The 18,603-nt window shown below is 46.3% G+C and carries 18 protein-coding genes and 1 tRNA gene; 14 read left to right on the top strand and 5 right to left on the bottom strand.

Features of this window, described 5'->3' with window-relative positions:
* The first annotated feature begins 56 nt into the window (after nt 1–56).
* The 13 genes from ACI4L0_RS05175 to ACI4L0_RS05115 all read left to right on the top strand — a co-directional run bounded on the left by ACI4L0_RS05175 (nt 57) and on the right by ACI4L0_RS05115 (nt 13,516).
* Nucleotides 57–827: an amino acid ABC transporter substrate-binding protein gene (locus tag ACI4L0_RS05175; RefSeq protein WP_439799100.1), complete on the top strand. Its 771-nt coding sequence runs from the start codon at nt 57–59 to the stop codon at nt 825–827.
* Nucleotides 828–886: 59 nt separating this feature from the next.
* Nucleotides 887–1,561, top strand: a complete 675-nt coding sequence (locus ACI4L0_RS05170; protein WP_439799099.1) for an amino acid ABC transporter permease — start codon at nt 887–889, stop codon at nt 1,559–1,561.
* Nucleotides 1,545–2,303 (top strand): amino acid ABC transporter ATP-binding protein, encoded by a 759-nt coding sequence (locus ACI4L0_RS05165; protein ID WP_439799098.1) that lies wholly within the window; start codon nt 1,545–1,547, stop codon nt 2,301–2,303. The genes ACI4L0_RS05170 and ACI4L0_RS05165 overlap by 17 nt, the downstream gene beginning before the upstream one ends.
* A gap of 103 nt (nt 2,304–2,406) precedes the next feature.
* Nucleotides 2,407–2,480, top strand: a tRNA-Asp gene (locus ACI4L0_RS05160).
* A 218-nt stretch (nt 2,481–2,698) separates the two neighbouring features.
* Entirely contained in the window at nt 2,699–4,042 is a 1,344-nt protein-coding gene (locus ACI4L0_RS05155) for an MATE family efflux transporter (RefSeq protein ID WP_439799097.1), read from the top strand.
* Between the two features lie 54 nt (nt 4,043–4,096).
* Nucleotides 4,097–4,852: a ParA family protein gene (locus ACI4L0_RS05150; protein ID WP_439799096.1), complete on the top strand. Its 756-nt coding sequence runs from the start codon at nt 4,097–4,099 to the stop codon at nt 4,850–4,852.
* Nucleotides 4,845–5,798 carry a ParB/RepB/Spo0J family partition protein gene (locus ACI4L0_RS05145; RefSeq protein ID WP_439799095.1) on the top strand — a complete coding sequence of 318 codons (954 nt, stop codon included), beginning with the start codon at nt 4,845–4,847 and terminating at the stop codon, nt 5,796–5,798. Before ACI4L0_RS05150 ends, ACI4L0_RS05145 begins: the two co-directional genes overlap by 8 nt.
* A gap of 436 nt (nt 5,799–6,234) precedes the next feature.
* A complete protein-coding gene (locus ACI4L0_RS05140; RefSeq protein WP_439799094.1) occupies nt 6,235–7,392 on the top strand; it encodes a divergent polysaccharide deacetylase family protein in 1,158 nt (385 codons plus the stop codon).
* 135 nt (nt 7,393–7,527) lie between these two features.
* Nucleotides 7,528–8,565: a tRNA (adenosine(37)-N6)-threonylcarbamoyltransferase complex transferase subunit TsaD gene (gene tsaD, locus ACI4L0_RS05135; RefSeq protein WP_439799093.1), complete on the top strand. Its 1,038-nt coding sequence runs from the start codon at nt 7,528–7,530 to the stop codon at nt 8,563–8,565.
* A gap of 112 nt (nt 8,566–8,677) precedes the next feature.
* Complete coding sequence (gene ilvD, locus ACI4L0_RS05130) at nt 8,678–10,363, top strand: dihydroxy-acid dehydratase (protein ID WP_288715895.1); 1,686 nt, start codon at nt 8,678–8,680, stop codon at nt 10,361–10,363.
* A gap of 48 nt (nt 10,364–10,411) precedes the next feature.
* A complete protein-coding gene (gene ilvB, locus ACI4L0_RS05125; RefSeq protein WP_439799092.1) occupies nt 10,412–12,145 on the top strand; it encodes a biosynthetic-type acetolactate synthase large subunit in 1,734 nt (577 codons plus the stop codon).
* Between the two features lies 1 nt (nt 12,146).
* A complete protein-coding gene (locus ACI4L0_RS05120) occupies nt 12,147–12,536 on the top strand; it encodes a PilZ domain-containing protein (protein ID WP_439799091.1) in 390 nt (129 codons plus the stop codon).
* Nucleotides 12,533–13,516 (top strand): SAM-dependent methyltransferase, encoded by a 984-nt coding sequence (locus ACI4L0_RS05115; protein WP_439799090.1) that lies wholly within the window; start codon nt 12,533–12,535, stop codon nt 13,514–13,516. Before ACI4L0_RS05120 ends, ACI4L0_RS05115 begins: the two co-directional genes overlap by 4 nt.
* Before the next feature lie 83 nt (nt 13,517–13,599).
* Here the strand turns inward: ACI4L0_RS05115 and ACI4L0_RS05110 are convergent, their stop codons facing one another.
* The 5 genes from ACI4L0_RS05110 to ACI4L0_RS05090 form a co-directional block, all read right to left on the bottom strand.
* On the bottom strand, nt 13,600–14,436 hold the full coding sequence (locus tag ACI4L0_RS05110) for a cysteine ABC transporter substrate-binding protein (RefSeq protein WP_439799089.1): 837 nt from the start codon (nt 14,434–14,436) through the stop codon (nt 13,600–13,602).
* A gap of 66 nt (nt 14,437–14,502) precedes the next feature.
* Nucleotides 14,503–15,255, bottom strand: coding sequence for an amino acid ABC transporter ATP-binding protein (locus tag ACI4L0_RS05105; RefSeq protein WP_439799088.1), 753 nt, complete (start codon nt 15,253–15,255; stop codon nt 14,503–14,505).
* Nucleotides 15,256–15,271: 16 nt separating this feature from the next.
* Nucleotides 15,272–15,976 (bottom strand): amino acid ABC transporter permease, encoded by a 705-nt coding sequence (locus tag ACI4L0_RS05100; RefSeq protein ID WP_439799087.1) that lies wholly within the window; start codon nt 15,974–15,976, stop codon nt 15,272–15,274.
* Nucleotides 15,954–16,616, bottom strand: coding sequence for an amino acid ABC transporter permease (locus ACI4L0_RS05095; protein WP_439799086.1), 663 nt, complete (start codon nt 16,614–16,616; stop codon nt 15,954–15,956). Before ACI4L0_RS05095 ends, ACI4L0_RS05100 begins: the two co-directional genes overlap by 23 nt.
* 54 nt (nt 16,617–16,670) lie before the next feature.
* Nucleotides 16,671–17,894: an OmpA family protein gene (locus ACI4L0_RS05090; RefSeq protein ID WP_439799085.1), complete on the bottom strand. Its 1,224-nt coding sequence runs from the start codon at nt 17,892–17,894 to the stop codon at nt 16,671–16,673.
* 22 nt (nt 17,895–17,916) lie between these two features.
* Between ACI4L0_RS05090 and ACI4L0_RS05085 the strand changes: the two genes are divergently transcribed.
* Nucleotides 17,917–18,339, top strand: a complete 423-nt coding sequence (locus tag ACI4L0_RS05085; RefSeq protein ID WP_439799084.1) for a Holliday junction resolvase-like protein — start codon at nt 17,917–17,919, stop codon at nt 18,337–18,339.
* Nucleotides 18,340–18,603: the final 264 nt, after the last annotated feature.

Raw genomic sequence — 18,603 nt, 5'->3', positions numbered from 1 at the left:
CAAATAAATAGCTTAGAAAGTCACCTTGTTCGTTGACTTTTTATGGGAGTTTTTAAATGAAAAAAATTGTTGCAGTTTTATTCGGACTTGTCCTTTGTCTTTCAATGGCAAGCGCAAAAAAGAAGGATTCTGGAAAATTTGTTCTCGGTCTTGACGATTCATTTCCGCCGCTTGGATTCCGCAATGAAAACAATGAGATTGTCGGCTATGATATTGACCTTGCCCGCGAGGTTGCTTCGCGCATGGGGCTTGAGCTTGTGTGCCAGCCGATTGACTGGTCTGCAAAGGAAATGGAGCTTCGTTCGGGAAAAATCGACTGTATTTGGAACGGGCTTACTTTGACTGAAAAAAGAAAAGCCGCAATGGCATGCACAAAGCCGTATCTTGTAAATGCGCAGGTTGTTGTTGTGCGCGCAGGCGGCTCTATAAATTCTCTTGCGGATCTGAGCGGAAAAAAAGTCGGCGTTCAGGCAGGCTCTTCGGCACAGGAAGCAATAGACGGCAATCTGGAATTCAAGAAAAGCCTGAAGGAAATCGTGGAATTCAAGGAGAATGTCACAGCTCTCAATGACCTTGAGATGGGAAATCTTGACGGCGTTGTAATGGATTTTGTTGTTGCAGAATATACCATTGCCCAGGGAAAAAAGCCGCTGGTTATAATTTCAGAAAGCCTTGCGCCTGAAGAGTACGGAATTGCTTTCAGCAAGAAAAATGCGGCGCTCCGTGACAAGGTTCAGGCTGTTCTTGAAGAAATGCAGGCGGATGGAACGGTTTCAAAAATTTCCATAAAATGGTTCGGTTCTGATATTTCAACAATCGGAAAATAAATCTTGCTTTTTGCCTGTGCCTGGAAATAAAAGTTCCGGGCGCAGCTTTTTTTTGATAAATGTTTGAATTGCTATATGAATATTTTCTGAGGATAAATCTTGGAAAGCTCCTTGTCGTAATGCTTCAAAGCAGCTGTGTCAGCCTTGAGGTCTTTTTTCTGACTCTGATTTTTTCAGTTCCGTTTGCTCTTCTTATCTGCTTTGGAAGAATGTCTTCCGTAAAAATTGTTTCTGGAATTACAAATGTTTTTCTGCTGATAATCAGGGGAACGCCTTTGATGCTTCAGCTTATTTTTGTCTACTTTGCGCCGCAGATGATTTTCAATGTTGGATTTGACCGCTTTACGGCAGCGATTGTTGCGATGTCTGTGAACTATGCTGCGTATTTTGCGGAGATTTACCGCGGCGGAATTCAGTCTATTTCGCAGGGGCAGTATGAAGCGGCGAAGGTTCTTGGCTTTACGCAGTGCCAGACTTTTTTCCGCATTATAGTTCCGCAGGTTGTAAAGCGGATAATTCCTCCCATGGGCAATGAAGTCATCACTCTTGTAAAGGACACTGCGCTTGTTCAGGTTCTGGGAGTTGCCGAGCTTTTCCATGTTGCGCAGACACAGAGCGGACGGCTTGTAAGTGTCATGCCGCTTTTTATTGCCGGTGTTTTTTATTTTTTCATGAACTGGGCGGTTTCCAAGTCATTTGATTTTATGGAGAAAAAGCTTGATTACTACAAATAGCGAGATATTGAGAGTTGAGCAGCTGAAAAAAAATTTCGGCGAGCTTTCAGTTTTAAAGGATGTTTCATTTTCTCTTCACAGGGGAGAAGTCCTTGGAATAATCGGGCCGAGCGGAAGCGGAAAATCCACACTCCTGCGCTGTATCTGCCAGCTTGAAAAAATCACAGGCGGCTCTGTTTTTATCTGCGGACAGTGCATGGCAAAAAACGGCGTGTATACGGACAATGCTTCTCTGCGGAAAATTGCGCTCAATGTGGGGCTTGTTTTTCAGAACTTCAATCTCTTTCCGCACTTTTCGGTTTTAAAGAACATAACTGAGGCTCAGCGGATTGTTCTGGGCAAATCGCGTGACGAGGCGGAAGAAACTGCGCATGAGCTTTTAAAAAAAATGAATCTTGAAAAGAAAGAGCTGTGCTATCCATGCGAGCTTTCAGGAGGACAGCAGCAGAGAGTTTCCATTGCCAGGGCGCTTGCGCTGAAACCGGAGGTTCTTTTTTTTGACGAGCCGACTTCCGCCCTTGACCCGGAGCTGACCGGCGAGATTCTATCTGTGATACGTGAGCTTGCCGCGGAAAAAATGACGATGGTTGTTGTAACGCACGAAATGGCTTTTGCAAGGGACACAAGCGATGTCATTGCCTTTATGGACGGCGGTGTTATTGTTGAGCAGGGAAAAGATGTCATACAAAATCCGCAGGAGGAGCGCACAAAGGCCTTTCTCCGGCGCTTCAACGAAAATTGAATGGTTGCATCTTGCACAGATGAATTGAGTAACTATGCTGTGATAATCTGAAAAAAACACTTGACACTTATGCTCGCTTTATACTAAAATACACACATCTTTTGGGGTGTTAGCGAAGCTGGTTATCGCGCTGGCCTGTCACGCCGGAGACCACGAGTTCGAGTCTCGTACATCCCGAAAAAGCATCTGTAGTTTTACAGATGCTTTTTTTTATCTAGAAGTATGGCGTTGTACGAAAAATTTTCGTTGACTGTCAATTTACTCGTTCCGGTTTTTTTGTATTTTTCTTTCAATATAAATAAAAAATATTTTCCTGTGAAAATTTATTGAAGTTGTTTTTGCTCTTGTGCTTTTTTTTCAGAAAGTGCTATATTAGCGGCTGAAACGAGGTTTGTATGGCTGTCAAGAATGATTTTTCGCAAGGATCAATTTTCAGGGGTGTCATACTTTTTAGTCTGCCGCTTATTCTTACAAATCTTCTCCAGACACTTTTTACCATGACCGACAGTGCCGTTCTGGGGCGTTTTGCCGGCGCATCCTCTGTGGGTGCTGTGGGTTCTACTGTAATTCTTGTTTTTCTTTCCACTGGAATTGTTGTCGGCTTCGGCTCCGCTGTGAATGTCATTGTGGCATTTTTTATAGGAACAAAAAGCGACAGGGATATACGCGAAACGGTCAGCACTTCAGCTGTTGTGTGCCTTGCAGCCGGCTCAGCTGTCTGTGTTCTGGGGAATATTTTTGCCCGGCCTGTTCTTGAGCTTATGCGGACCAAGGAAATTCTGATTGACGGCGCGGCTCTCTATTTTAAAATATATATGCTTGGAATGCCGGCTCTTGCGTTTTACAATTTTGGAAACGGAATTCTCAGCGCAGAAGGGGACACAAAATCTCCTCTGTTTTTTCTGCTCACGGGCGGAATGTTCAATGTTGTGCTGGATTTTTTTCTTGTTGTTTATCTGAAGATGAGCATTGCAGGAGTTGCGGTCGCCAGCATTGTTTCGCTCTATGTTTCAGCCTTGCTTGTGGGAATAAAGCTTTGCAGGCGGACGGATTCTCTTGCCCTGAAAATTTCACGGCTCCAGGTGAACAGGGAAAAACTTTTCCGCCTATTGAAAATCGGAATTCCTGCCGGGCTTCAGAATGCAGTCTTTGGGTTTGCCAATATTTTTATTCAGGTCGGAGTGAATTCTTTTGATGCCTCCATGGTGATTGCGAATTCCGCGGCTTCAAATTCGGATCCGCTTGTGTACAATGTGATGAGCGCATTTTATGTGGCCTGCTCAACTTTTATAGGGCAGAATTACGGCGCCGGAAAAAAGAAGCGTGTGCTGCACAGTCTTTTTGTGTGCCTTTTCTGCTCGTTTTTTTCTGCGGCGGTTATCGGCTTGTTCCTTTTTGTTTTCGGCGAAAAATTCATTTTCTTTTTTATTCCGGATGCACGCATTGCAGCTCTTGGAATGAAGCGCCTTTCAATTATGTCATGCTCCTATTGCGTTTCGGCTTTTATGGATTGCAGTATTTCGGCTTCCCGCGGTTTGGGGCAGACTGCCGTTCCGACTATCATTGTGCTTCTTGGCTCATGCGTTTTTAGAATTGTATGGATTTACACTGTCTTTGCATATTTTAGAACAATAGAATCCCTGTATCTTCTTTTTGTGTTTTCCTGGACGATTACGGCTTTGGCGGAGTCATTTTATTTTGCCCGGCTTTACCGCTCCGTGTTTCCGGCTGAAACTTAAGCGCATTTTTTATTCATTGAAAATTATTACTATATAATCTATAATATTTCAATCATGGGAAAGGTATTTGTTTTTGTTAATCAGAAAGGCGGTGTCGGCAAAACTACATCAGCTATAAATATCGGAGCTTATATTGCAGTCAGCGGAAAAAAAGTTCTGCTTGTTGACTTTGACAGCCAGGGAAATATGTCAAGCGGTGTCGGTGTCAGCAAAAAAAAGCCTACTGTTTATGAGCTTATTGCCGGACAGTCCAGTATTGAGGAAACTATAAAACATTCCGCAGTGAAAAACCTTGATGTCATAAGCGCGTCTATTGATTTGTCAGGTGCGGCGATTGAGCTTGTAGGGCAGAAAGACCGCGAGTATTTCCTGAAAAATGCGCTGGCTCCTGTGCGCTCCCTTTATGATTTTATTCTGATTGACTGTCCTCCTTCCCTTGGAATACTGACACTGAACGGGCTTGCCGCCGCTGATGCAGTTCTGGTTCCCATGCAGTGCGAGTATTTCGCCCTTGAAGGAATCACACTTTTGCTTCAGACGGTAAAAAAAGTTCAGGAAACTGTAAACAAGAGCCTTGTGATAGGCGGAATTTTTTTCACGATGTATGATTCAAGAACTCGCCTTGCGCAGGATGTTGTTATGCAGGTGAAAAGCTACTTCAAGGATGTTGTGTTCAATACAATCATTCCGCGGAATGTAAGGCTTTCTGAAGCTCCGTCGCATGGAGAGCCGATTTGCGTTTATGATCCGAATTGCGTGGGCGCAAAAAGCTACCAGAAGCTTGCGGAAGAGGTGGTCAGCCGTGGCTAAGCATCAGGGTTTAGGAAGGGGCCTCGACGCCTTGCTTGAAGAGTCTGAGCTGCCTGAGCAGTTTTCTGAAAATGGAGTTCAGCTGAAAGATAATTCTCCTGTGGCGCTGAATCTTCCCGAAGGAATTTCTTCTGATGAAAATGGAACGCTTTGGGTTGATCCGTCGCTTTTAAAGCCGAACCCTCATCAGCCAAGAACATATTTTGACGACGAAAAGCTTGCTGAGCTTACGGAATCTGTGCGCCAGGAGGGAATTCTTTCTCCTGTTATAATTGAAGATGCTCAGGACGGCACATTTTTTATAATTGCAGGTGAACGGCGAACCCGCGCTGCCCGAGCCGCCGGTCTTGAAAAAATACCTGTCCAGCTCAGAAAATATTCGGAGCAGAGAAAACTCGAAGTTGCCCTTATAGAAAATATACAGCGCACGGATTTGAATCCGCTTGAAGAAGCCCAGGCCTACTATGATTTGATGGAGCTTGGAAATTTGACGCAGGATCAGGTTGCGGAACGGGTCGGCAAAAACCGCTCTACAGTTGCAAACTGCCTCCGCCTTTTAAAGCTCCCCGAGGATATTCAAAAAGCTCTTGTCACAGACACGATTTCCCCTGGACATGCCCGCGCCATTCTGAGCCTTGAAAATGATTCTGACAGAAGGCTTCTTTTTGCAAGAATAGTGGGGCAGGGGCTGTCTGTGAGGCAAACTGAAAATGCCGTGCACGAAATGAAAACCGGCTCTGCTGTTTCTTCTGCAAGCGGCTCTGCTTCTGTGCGAAAACAGCGGGACCCCAATCTTGAGGCGCTTGAACAGAAACTCATCGACCGGCTTGGAACAAAAGTTCAGTTGAAAGGCGGCTTTGAAAAAGGCACTATTTCGATTAACTATTTTTCGTCCAGCGACCTGGACAGAATTTTCAGCCTGATTGTTCCAGATGCAAATTTATAAAAAAGACTGGAATTTTTTGCCACACACACTGCCCCTGTCATGCTGCACACAGTACCCACGTCATGCTGAACTCGTTTCAGCATCTGCACTGGGCAGAACATAGATTCCGAAACAAGTTCGGAATGACAGTACAGTGTAAATTCGGGATGACAGTCCCCTAAACCACCGCCATGGAGCAAAAAGCCCCGTCATGTCGTGCACAATACCCACGTCATGCTGAACTCGTTTCAGCATCTGTGCTGGGCAGGACACAGATTCCGAAACAAGTTTGGAATGACAGTACAGTTCAAATCGGCATGACAGCCCCCCCCCAAAAAAAAAACAAGTCATGTGGCAAAAAACACCGTGACGGTGCTTTTTGCCACATGACTTGGGGGGCAGTTCGTTCTGGCGGTGAATTTGAATAAAAGTTGATAAAAGTCTATAATCAGTGCAAATGTCTGTAAAAAACAAGGCTGAAAAAGATTCAAAGAAAAGGACTCCGCGGAAAAAAAGACCAAAGGTAATGCTTGACAACAAAAGCGTTATGCTTCTGTCTGCTGTTATTATTTTTTTATGCGCGGTTTTTCTTTCCATGGCGTTTGTTTTTTCTTCTTCTAAGCCGGAAAAAACTGCCAAGGCTCCCAAAAAAGAGCAGCCCCTTGTTCAGGCGGAGCAGAAACCTGAGCCAAAAAAAAATCCTGAGCCTCAGATTCAAAAAAACAACATTCCAAAGCCTGAGCCTTCCGCTGAAAGCCAGCCTAAAAAGACAGCTGCGCAAGAGCCCAAAAAAGAGCCGCCCGCAGAAAACCGTTCAGCCCCTAAAGTTCAGCCTGTAATAAAAGAAGAAAAAAAAGAAGCACCGCCAAAAGTTGCTTCTGCGCTTCCGCCTCCTAAAAAGCCGGAGGAAATTCCTGTGGAAAAATATAAAATTCCAGATGCCAGAAACGGAGCAACTCTTGTATTTGTGATTGATGACGGCGGATACGACATTTCGAATTTGAAGCTGTATACAAGCCTTCCTTTTCCAGTTGCGGTTGCGGTTCTTCCCAAGCTTGCCCATTCAAGGGATTGTGCGGAAATCGTAAGAAATTCCGGGCAGGAGCTTATGCTTCATCAGCCTATGCAGGCCCAGAATTTAAATATCAATCCAGGCGAGGGGGCTGTTCTTCCCGAAATGTCGCTGACTGAAATTTACAGGCAGGTCTGCGAAAATATCATGGAAATAGGGCCGGTGCGCGGACTTAACAACCACGAAGGCTCTCTTATAACATGCGATGTCATGAAAATCGGGGCGGTGCTTGATGCTGTTTATGACAACGGAATTTTTTTTATGGATTCCAGAACTTCGGCGCAGACAAAAGCTCCACAGGCGGCACTGGAGCGCGGCATGGAAATTCTTCAGCGTGACGTTTTTATAGATGACATTATTTCCCGGGAGGAAATGCTTGCGCAGATTTACCGCGGCCTTGGAATTGCAAACCGCAACGGAAAAGTCGTCATGATAGGGCACGTTGACAAGTCTGCAAAAATTCTTCCGCCGCTGCTGAAGGATATGTATCCGTATTTAAAGCGGAAGGGCTACAAGTTTGCGTTTCCCTCGCAGATTCAGTAAAAAATTCGGAAGGCTGAAATCCGATAGCTTGTTCATGGAAATTTTCTTAAGGACAGCGGCACTCTGAATATGGATTCGCCGGTGTTCACAATAATTATAAATGCAGTCAGCGGACTGTGATAGACGGAGCTTGATATGAAAGTGCTTGGAATAGAATCTTCATGCGATGAAACGGCCTGCGCGGTTGTGGAGGATGGCCGCAGAATTATAAGCAATGTTGTTGCAACGCAGATTCCTTTTCATCAGGTTTACAAGGGCGTTGTTCCTGAAATTGCAAGCAGAAAGCATGCTGAATGGATTCTTCCGGTTGTAAGGCAGAGTCTTGAGGAAGCGCACCTTTCCCTGGATGAAATCGATGCTGTTGCTGCTACAAACCGTCCCGGGCTGATGGGAGCTTTGCTTGTGGGGCTTACATTCGGAAAAACGCTGGCATGGGCGGTCGGCAAGCCTTTTATCGCCATAAACCACATGCTTGGCCATATATATGCGGCCCATCTTGAAAATGACATTCCGTATCCGTACATCGGACTTCTGGTTTCCGGCGGACACAGCATTATCTCCAAGGTGAATGGCTTTGACGACCTTGAAATTCTAGGAACAACCATAGATGACAGCGTGGGCGAGGCATTTGACAAGGTTGCCAAGTATTATGACCTGGGCTATCCGGGAGGCGTTATAATTGACCAGCTTGCGCAAAAGGGAAATCCTAATGCCTTTAGCTTTCCGCTTCCAAAACTTGACAAGGGAGATCACCGCTATGATGTTTCCTTCAGCGGTCTGAAAACTGCCGTGATTCATCAGGTTGATATGTTTTTAAATGAAGGCTTTGAAAAGACTGTTGAAAATATTGCGGCTTCATTTCAGGAAACTGCCTGCCGTACTCTGGTTTCCAGAATTGTCAGGGCAGTGGAAGATACCGGGCTGAAAACAGTGGTGGCCGGCGGAGGTGTCGCTGCGAATTCGCGCCTTAGAGCCATGCTTGCCGAGCATAGTGAAATCAAGTGCATTTTTCCGCCGCTTCGGCTGTGCGGAGATAACGGCGCTATGATTGCCGGTGTTGCCTATCATTTCCTGAAGCGAGGTGAAACAAGTCCGCTGAATACAACTGCCTGTGCAAGAATTCCGCAGTTTAAAAGAGGGCTTGCGAACCTGGAGGCTTTTGGAAGAAGGTAGGCCGCCTTTTGCTTGTTCCCTTTTACAAATCCATGCATTTCTGTATAATAGCAAATATTATTCTAAGACTTTCCTTTTTATGGCGGAAGTTTTTATACCGAGGTTTTTTGTAATGAAAAGTGATAATGCAAAAAAGGGAACAGCACGTGCTCCTCATCGTTCGCTGTTCTATGCAATGGGCTATACAGATGAAGAATTGGAAAAGCCGCTTGTAGGCGTCTGCTGTGCTAAAAATGAAATTATACCGGGACATATCGAGCTTGACCGCATTGCGGAAGCCGTAAAAGCCGGAATACGAATGGCTGGCGGAACTCCTGTTGAATTTCCTGCAATCGGCGTGTGCGACGGTATTGCAATGGGTCACGAGGGAATGAAGTACAGCCTTGTTACGCGCGAACTTATTGCAGACAGCGTTGAGTGTATGGCAAAGGCGCACCAGTTCGATGCGCTTGTTATGATTCCTAACTGCGATAAAATCGTTCCTGGTATGCTGATGGCAGCCGCACGCCTTGATTTGCCGACTGTTTTCTGTTCCGGCGGACCTATGATGCCTGGTCATCTTCCGGGAAACGATGCAACTAACCCGTATTCAGGAAAAAATCTTTCTTTGACAGATATGTTTGAGGCAGTAGGCGGGCTTGCCGTTGGAAAAATAAATGAAGCTCAGCTTAAGGAAATGGAACATTCTGCCTGTCCTGGCTGCGGTGCGTGTTCCGGTATGTTCACTGCAAATTCAATGAACTGTCTTACAGAGGTTCTCGGACTTGGGCTTCCGGGTAACGGTACTATTCCTGCTACTACAGGACGACGCATTGCGCTTGCAAAGCACGCCGGTATGCAGGTTATGGAACTGTACAACAAGGGAATTACCGCTCGCCAGATGATGACGGCGGAAAATTTCCGTAATGCTCTTGCTGCTGATATGGCGCTCGGCTGTTCTTCCAACACAATGCTTCACGTTCCTGCGATTGCAAATGAAGCCGGAATTTCAATAGACCTGCACGAGGTGAACGAAATTTCTAACAGGACGCCGAATTTGTGCCATCTTGCACCTGCCGGTCATACTTTTATGTGCGAACTTGACGATGCCGGCGGCGTTCAGGCTGTTCTTGCAGAACTTGCAAAGAAAAATCTCATAAATACAAGCCTGATTACTGCGACTGGAAAAACAATCGCAGAAAACATTAAAGGTGTTGTAAACCGCAATCCTGAAATCCTGCGCCCGATTGAAAATCCGTATTCTGATAACGGCGGAATTGCAATTCTGTTCGGAAATCTTGCACCTGACGGAACTGTCGTAAAGCGGTCTGCCTGTGCGCCTGAACTTATGAAGCATACTGGTCCTGCGCGCGTCTTTAATGACGAAAGCGAGGCAATGGAAGCGGTGCAGAAATCGCAGATAAAGGCAGGCGACGTTGTTGTAATCCGCTACGAAGGTCCAAAAGGCGGACCTGGAATGCGCGAAATGCTTGCCGTAACTGCCGCTCTTGCAGGACAGGGACTTGATAAGCAGGTTGCGCTTATTACTGACGGACGTTTCTCCGGAGCGACACGCGGCGCATCATTAGGACACTGTTCGCCGGAAGCTGCCGTAGGAGGACCGATTGCCCTTGTACAGGAAGGCGATTTGATTGAACTTGACATAAACAGCTACAAAATCACCCTTAAAGTAAGCGACGAAGAACTTGCTAAACGCCGCGCAGAATGGAAAGCCCCTGAGCCTAAGGTAAAGACCGGCTATCTTGCGCGATACGCAAAATTGGTAAGTTCTGCCGATAAAGGCGCGATATTGCAGTAGAATTTTCCTGTTCCAAGGATTCTAAAAAAAATAAAAGGAATATTAAAAATGAAAATGACAGGTTCACAGGTAGTTATTGAATGTCTTATAGAGCAGGGTGTTGATACCGTTTTTGGTTATCCGGGCGGAAATATCCTGAACATATACGATGCCCTTTACAAGAATTCTGAAAGAATCAACCATATTCTGACTGCGCATGAGCAGGCGGCGGCGCACGCAGCTGACGGCTATGCCCGTGCAACAGGAAAAGTCGGGGTGTGCATGGCAACGAGCGGTCCGGGAGCAACAAATCTTGTTACAGGAATTGCGACCGCATACATGGACTCAAGCCCTATTGTTGCAATCACCTGCAATGTTCCTAACAGTCTTTTAGGAAAAGACACATTCCAGGAAATTGACATAACCGGTGTGACCATGCCGATTACTAAGCAGAATTTCATGGTTCGCGATGTGAATGACCTTGCAAAAACTATCCGCGAAGCTTTCTTTATTGCAAAGACAGGCCGTCCTGGCCCGGTGCTGATTGATATTCTGAAGGATGTTACCGCTGCGGAAATTGACTTTGAGCCGCTTTTCCAGGAAGAAAAAAGAAATTCTGTTCTTCTGGAAAATCATTCAAATCTGAAAAGAATAGCGGAAATAAACAGTCCTTCCGACGAGCAGATAAAAAAAGTTGCAGAGCTTATAAATGCTTCTGAAAGACCTTTTATTTATGCCGGCGGCGGAATTGGAATAAGCGGTTCTGAACAGGAGCTTCTTGAGCTTGCGGAAAAAGCTGATATTCCTGTAAGTGAAAGTCTTATGGCGCGCGCTTCGTTCCCGGCGACACATCCGCTTTGCACATGGATGGTTGGAATGCACGGAACAAAGGCAAGCAACATGGGCGTTACCGAATGTGACCTTTTGATTTCGCTTGGCTCAAGATTCAGCGATCGTGTTATTCTGGATTCAACAAAATTCGCCCTGAACGCAAAAGTTGTTCATATTGACATTGACCCTGCTGAAATAAACAAGAATATTCCGGCGTACACATCTCTTGTAGGGGATTTGAAGCAGATTCTTGGCCGCCTTATTCCTTTTGTTGAAAAAAAGGAGCGCAGGGAATGGATTGATCAAATTCAGGCATGGAAAAAAGAGTATCCTGACTGTTATGACAAAAAGCCTGAAAAATCGATAAATCCAAAATTCATCTGCGAATGTATAAACCGCATTGCGGGCGAGGACACCTTTATCACAACGGAAGTCGGCCAGCACCAGATGTGGACTGCGCAGTTCTATCCGTTTACCAAGCCAAAAAGATTTGTTACTTCCGGCGGACTTGGAACAATGGGATTTGGCACTGGAGCCGCAATGGGAATTCAGTTTGCGGACAAAAACAACCGCGTTGTGCATATCGCAGGCGACGGTTCGTTCCGCATGAACTGCAATGAGCTTGCGACAATCCAGCATTATAATCTTCCCATTGTAATTATTGTTGTGGACAATCATGCACTGGGAAATGTGCGCATGTGGCAGCGTCTTTTCTACGGAAAGCGTTTCAGCCAGACAACGCTCGACTTCGGGCCTGACTGGTGCAAGCTTGCCTCCGCCTATGGAATAAAAAGCTATCATGCCTGCAATGCCAAGGAATTCGAAAAGGTTTTCAAGGAAGCCTTTGAATCCAGACAGCCGGTTCTTATTGATGCGGAAGTTGACATTGATGAAATGGTTCTTCCGATGGTTCCGGGCGGAAAGCCGATTTATGACATGATTATGAAACTCAGCGAAGAGGTTATGAACTGATATGAAAAAGGAACTCAGAGGGGAAGAGCGTTTTGATGAGATTGGACGTATTGACTGTGAGCAAATCTGCGCCTTGCCCGGAGTCCTTGAAAACATAAGCATATCTGGGCTCAGCGCGCGTTTTCCGAATCCGGTGTTTGTAGACTCAGAGGGGGAATATACTGTTTTTATAACTTTTTCCCGCCCTGACTATATGCGCCCGCTCGAATTTGTCTGTGTTCCAAAGTGGAAGACGGAAAATGAAAGTGAAACTGAAATTGGATTTAAAATTCTGCGTTCTCCTGATTCACCGGCACTGGCTTCATTTATAAGCAGCCTTCAGGAAACAACCCTGGAAAATTCGGATCTGTCGGATATGCTCATTTCTCCAGAAGCGGAATTTGTGCAATGAGTGTTTCAGTGGAAAAACTTTCCGGGGCGGCATTTCTTCCTTTTCCTGAATTGGACGGAATGTTGCGCGAGGAGCTTTCAGAGCGTTTTTCGCTTTCAATGGAAAATGCGGTTCAGTACGGCGAGCTTATTTTTGTTCCCGGCTACAATCTGAGAAATTCCGACGGAAGCCTTAGAATTCCGGGCTTTTGCCGGGATGCTATGATTGAGCCTTTTATCCTCAGGTTTGATTCAATCGGCGAGGCTGCATCTGAGCTGAAAAAAATCCAGCGTTCCTGGGCATCGTGCAGCCTTTCATTTTTCAGAAGAAGCTCCCTGATTCAGGAAAAACTCCCTTATATCAACCTAAAGCCGCGTGTTTTCCCCTCGAAAATTCCGGTGTCCGAAATCGGGCTTTTTTGCCTTCTGGACAAGGGCATGATGCTCGCTTCTGCAAAAACATCCAGCCTTTTTCCGGCCGGCAGAATTTCGTTTGTGGAAGACCATGAAAATCCTCCGAGCCGCGCATACCTCAAGCTCCAGGAAAGCCTCACGCTTGCGCAGACAATTTTCGGCTGCTCCCTTCCTTCGGCTGACTCAAGGTGCTTTGAAGCTGGCGCATGTCCGGGCGGCTGGACTTATGTTCTTTTAAACCTCGGATGCAGTGTTCTTGCCGTTGACAGAAGCGAGCTTGCGCCTTCCCTGATGAAAAATCCGCTTGTTGAATTCCGCGCGCATGATGCCTTCACACTAAAGCCCGAGGCTCTTGGAAAATTCGACTGGGTTTTCAGCGATGTAATATGCTATCCGGAGCGGCTTCTTTCATGGATAAAGGTGTGGCTTGAAAGCGGAATGACAAAAAAAATGATATGCACAATAAAAATGCAGGGCAGGGCGGACTGGAATCTTATTTCGCAGTTTGAAGAAATCCCCGACAGCAGGGTTGTCCATTTGAATTACAATAAGCATGAGCTGACTTTTATACACTGCGGAAAGGACTGATTGCGCCTGAAGCAGTCAAGTGCTGCCTGAAAACCAGCGTGGCGCAGATTATTTTCAGGCAGTTTTTTTATAATGCAAAGCGGCTACAGCTGTCCGCCTTCAACTACAAGAGCGTCCGCATCTGCGTTTTCTCCGTAAGTTGCGCGCAATGTCGCTTCATAGTCTGCATGGAAGAAATTTTCCGCACCGAGCAGCCTGATTTCGTTGTTGAGCCATTCAAGAAGGCTTGTGTTCCCTTTCTGAACAGCGGCGGCAATCGTGTCAAGGTCGCCGAGGCTTTCAATTCCAACTTTGTATCCCGGATTTTCCAGCGCCCATGCAAGAACTTCTGTATTGTCAGTTGACATTGCGGCTCCTCTTCCGTCAAGAAGGGCGGCATAGGCTTCTGCGTACTGGTCAAATTTCAAAAGCTCAACTTCAGGATAATTTCTTGTAAAATATGTTTCCGCGGTTGTGCCTTTGCTTATGATGAGCTTTTTTCCTATCAGGTCTTCAGGCTTTGTGATGAGCGCATTTTCCGGCGAAACAACTCCCAGCGCAACCTTCATATACGGAAGGGCAAAGTCAACTTTTTCAGCGCGCTCAGGTGTGACAGTGAAATTTGCAAGCACAATGTCGACTTTTCCGGTAAGAAGAAATTCAACGCGGCTTGCGGCTTCAACAGGAACGTACTTTACTTTTACGCCCAGATCCTTTGCAATGCGGTCTCCGAAATACACATCGTAGCCTTTGTATTCACCGTATTCGTCAACATATCCGAATGGCTTTTTGTCGCTGAAAACTGCGATTTTTATTTCGCCGCTCTTTTTTATTTGCTCAACATTTCTTGCGGAAGCTGTGCTTTCCTTTGAGCATGCGGAAAACAGGCTGAGTGCCGCAGCGGCTGCCGTGGCTAAAAGAACTCCTTTTTTTGTTTTCATATTCCACCTCGTTTTATAAAGATGAAATAAACATAGTAGTTTAATAGGAAAATGTCAAGCAAAAATTCAGTGGACTTTCACTTTGTCGAACATAAATGCCTGTAGGAATTTTCTTGAGCGCTCTGTTTTTGGATTGTTGAAGAACTGCTCCGGAGTTGAAATTTCCACGATTTTTCCTTCGTCTATAAAGACAATTCTGTCAGCAACGGCGCGGGCGAATTCCAGCTGATGGGTCACAATCAGCATTGTTCTGCCTTCCTTTGCAAGGTTCACCATCACGTCCAGGACTTCGCGCACCATTTCCGGGTCAAGGGCGGCCGTGACTTCGTCGAACAGAAGAATTTCCGGGTGCATACAGAGGGCGCGCACAATGGCAACTCTCTGCTTTTGACCGCCTGAAAGCTCCCTCGGATATGAGTTTTTCTTTTCAAGCAGCCCTACGCGCCCGAGCCAGAATTCCGCTTCCTCCTTTACCTCGGCGGCCTTGCGCCCCTGTGCTTTTACAGGCCCGAGCATAATATTCTTTTCCACAGTCAGATGGGGAAAAAGGTCATAGCTTTGAAAGACCATTCCTATTTTCTGGCGGATTAAATGCATATTTTTTTTGCGGCCGCTGATGGCTTCGCCGTTGAGCAGAATTTCACCCTGCTGAATTTCCTCAAGCCCGTTTATGCAGCGCAGAAGAGTGCTTTTTCCGCACCCGGAAGGCCCCAGGATTACTATGACTTCCCCCTTTTCAATTTCAAGGGAAACACCGTTTAGAATTCCTCCGACTTTCGGGAATTCCTTTTTTAGATTTTTTATTTCAAGCAAAGACATTTTTTTCTCCGTGGATTTAGTTTTCTTTCTGGCGGGCTTCAAGCTTTCCTGCAAGAATTGAAAGCGGCCAGCACACTATAAAGTACATAAAAAATATAACGGCGTACACAGCGATTGCGGCGGAAGGAACTGTAAGGCGGTTCGCATCTATTATCTGCTGCCCGATTTTTACAACTTCGATTACGCCCACAAAAACAACAATGGAAGTCGTCTTTATCATTCGCGTGATTAAATTCATTGCAAGCGGAATCAGCCTGCGCACAGTCTGGGGAATAATGACATAAATGTAAGTCTGGTTTTCAGTCAGCCCGAGTGCCTTTGCGCTTTCGTACTGGTGCCGGGGAATGCTTTCAAGCGCGCCGCGGACAAGGTCGCCCATTTCGGCGGTTCCCCACAGCGTAAAAACAAGAATAGACGCCGCTTCTCCGCTGATGGAAACCGCGAATGCCCGGGTAAGTCCGAAGTAGGCCAGAAAAAGCAGCACAAGCTGTGGCATTATGCGCATGAATTCCAGATATATTTTGCAGATTACTTGCAGCGGCTTTATTTTTATAGTCATGAGCGCGCCCAGCAGAAGCCCCAGCACAATCGAAAGTGCAACCGCCGCCGCCGCGATTTCAACAGTGACAAGCAGCCCCTGAAGCAGCCGCAGAAAATTTTTCCCCATAAAAATCACACTAAAAGAATTGAAAACTGAATCAAGCATTTCCGAACTGCGCATAGCGGAGCTTCCTTTCTGCGAATGAGCTTAAAAGTGTTATTGGCAAAAGCAGAATAAAATATGAAATCACAAGAAGAAAAAGAGCCTCCTCTGTCTTGTAATACAAGCCGATTAAATCCTTTGCAACATACATCAGATCCGCCAGTGCGACCGCGCTGAACATGGAAGTTTCCTTTATAAGAAACATTGTATTCGCGCATATTCCGGGAACTGAAACCGAGAATGCCTGCGGAAGAATAATAAAGCGCACAATCTGAAATTCAGAAAGCCCGATACACCTTCCGGATTCAACCTGTGTTCTTCCGACCGTTTCAAGCGCGCTTCTGAAAGTTTCAGCCATGTAGCTTCCTCCCAGAAAAGTCAGCCCGATTACACCGCACTGCCAGGATGAAAGCTTTATCCCCATTTTTGGAAAAGCGAAATAAAGAAAAAAAAGCTGGATAAGCAGAGGCGTGTTCCTCGAAAGCTCCGTGTATGCCTTTGCGATTTCCTTTGCGGCGGGAATTTTCCAGTAGCGTATTATGGCGCAAAAAAGCCCCAGCGCCGCCGAAAGAATAACACCCGCAGCTCCGGCCTTTATAGTCAGCAGCGCGGCTTCCCTGTACAGCGGAATCACTTGATGAATAAAGCCAAAGTCCATGATTCCTGTAAGTCTAATTAGAAAAGCGGCATTGGTCAACAGACATTCAAAATGCTACTTGTCCATGATTGTTATTTCCACACGGCGGTTTTTGGATTTGCCTTCCTCTGTGCTGTTGCTTGCCACCGGCCGCTCCGCCCCGAATCCCTGTGTGAAAATGTGGAACCTGTCCCTTACATTCAGGCTTATAAGATATTCCGCCACTGCCGCCGCCCGGTCTTCGCTCAGCTTTCTGCGCATTTTTTCTGTTCCTGCCAGAGCGGTGTGTCCTGTAACAAGAATGTCGTTGTCAGGCCATTCCTGAAGTATCTTTGAAATCTGCCTGATTTTAAGCTTTTCGCTTTCCAGAAGCACCGCGCTGTCCGGCTCAAACTGAATGTTTTCAATGGCAATCGTAAGCCCCTTTTCGTCCGGCTTTACAGTGACATTCTCCAGCCCAAGATCGTTGATTTTCTTCTGCACCGAAGATATGTTTTCCTCTGTGTTTGTCCTTAGAAATTCAGTGACTTCCGCGTGCGCAGTTCCCGTGAATTCGTATAGATTCCCCGCCGCCGTTTCTATGAAAATCCTGAAATTCTCCGTGTAATGGTCAATGGCGCCCTTGTTGTTGTCCCAGAAAATCACCTCATCGCTGAAGCCCTGCGTTACAACAGGATAGTCATCGTAGATATTCTGCGGCAAAGAAGGCGTTTCCATGTACAGCGAATAGCGCACCTTTATTCTGTCAAGCCCGGTCGATTCGTCCCTGCCTTCGTATGTGTATTCTGCATTGAACGGCACCTTGTAGGGCTTTTCAAGTCCGAATGTCTTTCTGAGGTCGTGCGCCTCGTGCCCCTTTGCAGTCCATGTTTCCCCCGGAAGAATTTCCCTGTCAGGAAAAACAGGCACATCGCGCACTGTGGGCATAAAATAGATGTCACTGATTGTATATGTTCCGTTCCGGCTTCTTTTGAAAACGCTTTTGTAATCCTCTCCGTATGTGAAGTGCGAGCCGCTGTAAGTTCCTGTGGAATTTTCAGTTGTCATAAAAATGCAGCTGTGGATTCCCTGCCCGTCATCCGTAACGTCTGTAACTTCCGCGGAAACCCTGTTTACAATTATCGAGTGGTGGCTTTTGCGCCGGTTCACGTAGATGTCCTCGTCGACTGTTGAAAGAATCCTGTAGAGGTCCCCTTTCTGGTACTTGAATCTGAACTGCACCGCCTGCCCCTGTTCTGCCCGGGAAAAAGCGGCGGCAAAATAAATCAAAAATGCGGATAGAAAGATTTTTCTTTTCATAGTGATATGATAAAATTGAATCATGGAAAATTCAACAGTGCAGAATCTTTTCAGCGGAATATCCAGCTCCGCCTTTTTTATAGCCCTTGCGCTTTTTGCAGGCTTTGTGTTCGGGTGCTTTGTGCAGAAGCTGAAATCAGCGGCGGAAATAAAGAGACAGCGCAGGGATGCTGTGAACAGAAGCCGCGCGGTTCTGGGCGGACAGTTCAGCGAGCAGCTTGCGCCGTTCCTGCCCGGGTTTCCCTGCAATCCGGGAGATGCCCGGTTTATAGGAAAGCCCGTTGATTTTGTGGCGTTCCCCGGAAGCGCGGAGGGCGGCTCTATAAATGAAATTTATTTTATAGAAGTAAAGACCGCCCAGAGCAAGCTTTCTGCACGCGAGCGGCAGATAAAGGAAGCCGTGGAGCATGGCAGGGTGAAATATTTTGAATACAGAATTCCATAGCCATGCCGCACAAGTGCCTATGTCATGCCGTGCACAGCCCCCCCCACGTCATGCTGAACTCGTTTCAGCATCTGCATTGGGACAGAACACAGATTCCGAAACAAGTTCGGAATGACAGTGTAAAACACAGCATGACAGCCCCCTAAGTCATGCCGTACACTGTGCCTATGTCATGCTGAACTCGTTTCAGCATCTGCATTGGGGCAGGACATAGATTCCGAAACAAGATGTCATGATATAAATATCTGAAATGTGGTACTCTGA

This window comes from Treponema sp., from assembly GCF_051883275.1.
Lineage (GTDB): Bacteria > Spirochaetota > Spirochaetia > Treponematales > Treponemataceae > Treponema_D.
This window is presented reverse-complemented; position numbering and strand designations above follow the sequence as displayed.

Excerpts from the sequence above, each read along its gene's own strand:
- ACI4L0_RS05175 (WP_439799100.1), top strand. The coding sequence starts at position 57 with ATGAAAAAAATTGTTGCAGTTTTATTCGGACTTGTCCTTTGTCTTTCA.
- ilvD (WP_288715895.1), top strand. The coding sequence starts at position 8,678 with ATGAAAAGTGATAATGCAAAAAAGGGAACAGCACGTGCTCCTCATCGT.
- ACI4L0_RS05105 (WP_439799088.1), bottom strand. The coding sequence starts at position 15,255 with ATGTCTTTGCTTGAAATAAAAAATCTAAAAAAGGAATTCCCGAAAGTC.
- ACI4L0_RS05085 (WP_439799084.1), top strand. The coding sequence starts at position 17,917 with ATGGAAAATTCAACAGTGCAGAATCTTTTCAGCGGAATATCCAGCTCC.
- ACI4L0_RS05115 (WP_439799090.1), top strand. The coding sequence starts at position 12,533 with ATGAGTGTTTCAGTGGAAAAACTTTCCGGGGCGGCATTTCTTCCTTTT.
- tsaD (WP_439799093.1), top strand. The coding sequence starts at position 7,528 with ATGAAAGTGCTTGGAATAGAATCTTCATGCGATGAAACGGCCTGCGCG.
- ACI4L0_RS05095 (WP_439799086.1), bottom strand. The coding sequence starts at position 16,616 with ATGGACTTTGGCTTTATTCATCAAGTGATTCCGCTGTACAGGGAAGCC.
- ACI4L0_RS05155 (WP_439799097.1), top strand. The coding sequence starts at position 2,699 with ATGGCTGTCAAGAATGATTTTTCGCAAGGATCAATTTTCAGGGGTGTC.
- ACI4L0_RS05120 (WP_439799091.1), top strand. The coding sequence starts at position 12,147 with ATGAAAAAGGAACTCAGAGGGGAAGAGCGTTTTGATGAGATTGGACGT.
- ACI4L0_RS05150 (WP_439799096.1), top strand. The coding sequence starts at position 4,097 with ATGGGAAAGGTATTTGTTTTTGTTAATCAGAAAGGCGGTGTCGGCAAA.
- ACI4L0_RS05100 (WP_439799087.1), bottom strand. The coding sequence starts at position 15,976 with ATGCGCAGTTCGGAAATGCTTGATTCAGTTTTCAATTCTTTTAGTGTG.
- ACI4L0_RS05170 (WP_439799099.1), top strand. The coding sequence starts at position 887 with ATGTTTGAATTGCTATATGAATATTTTCTGAGGATAAATCTTGGAAAG.
- ACI4L0_RS05110 (WP_439799089.1), bottom strand. The coding sequence starts at position 14,436 with ATGAAAACAAAAAAAGGAGTTCTTTTAGCCACGGCAGCCGCTGCGGCA.
- ACI4L0_RS05140 (WP_439799094.1), top strand. The coding sequence starts at position 6,235 with ATGTCTGTAAAAAACAAGGCTGAAAAAGATTCAAAGAAAAGGACTCCG.
- ilvB (WP_439799092.1), top strand. The coding sequence starts at position 10,412 with ATGAAAATGACAGGTTCACAGGTAGTTATTGAATGTCTTATAGAGCAG.
- ACI4L0_RS05090 (WP_439799085.1), bottom strand. The coding sequence starts at position 17,894 with ATGAAAAGAAAAATCTTTCTATCCGCATTTTTGATTTATTTTGCCGCC.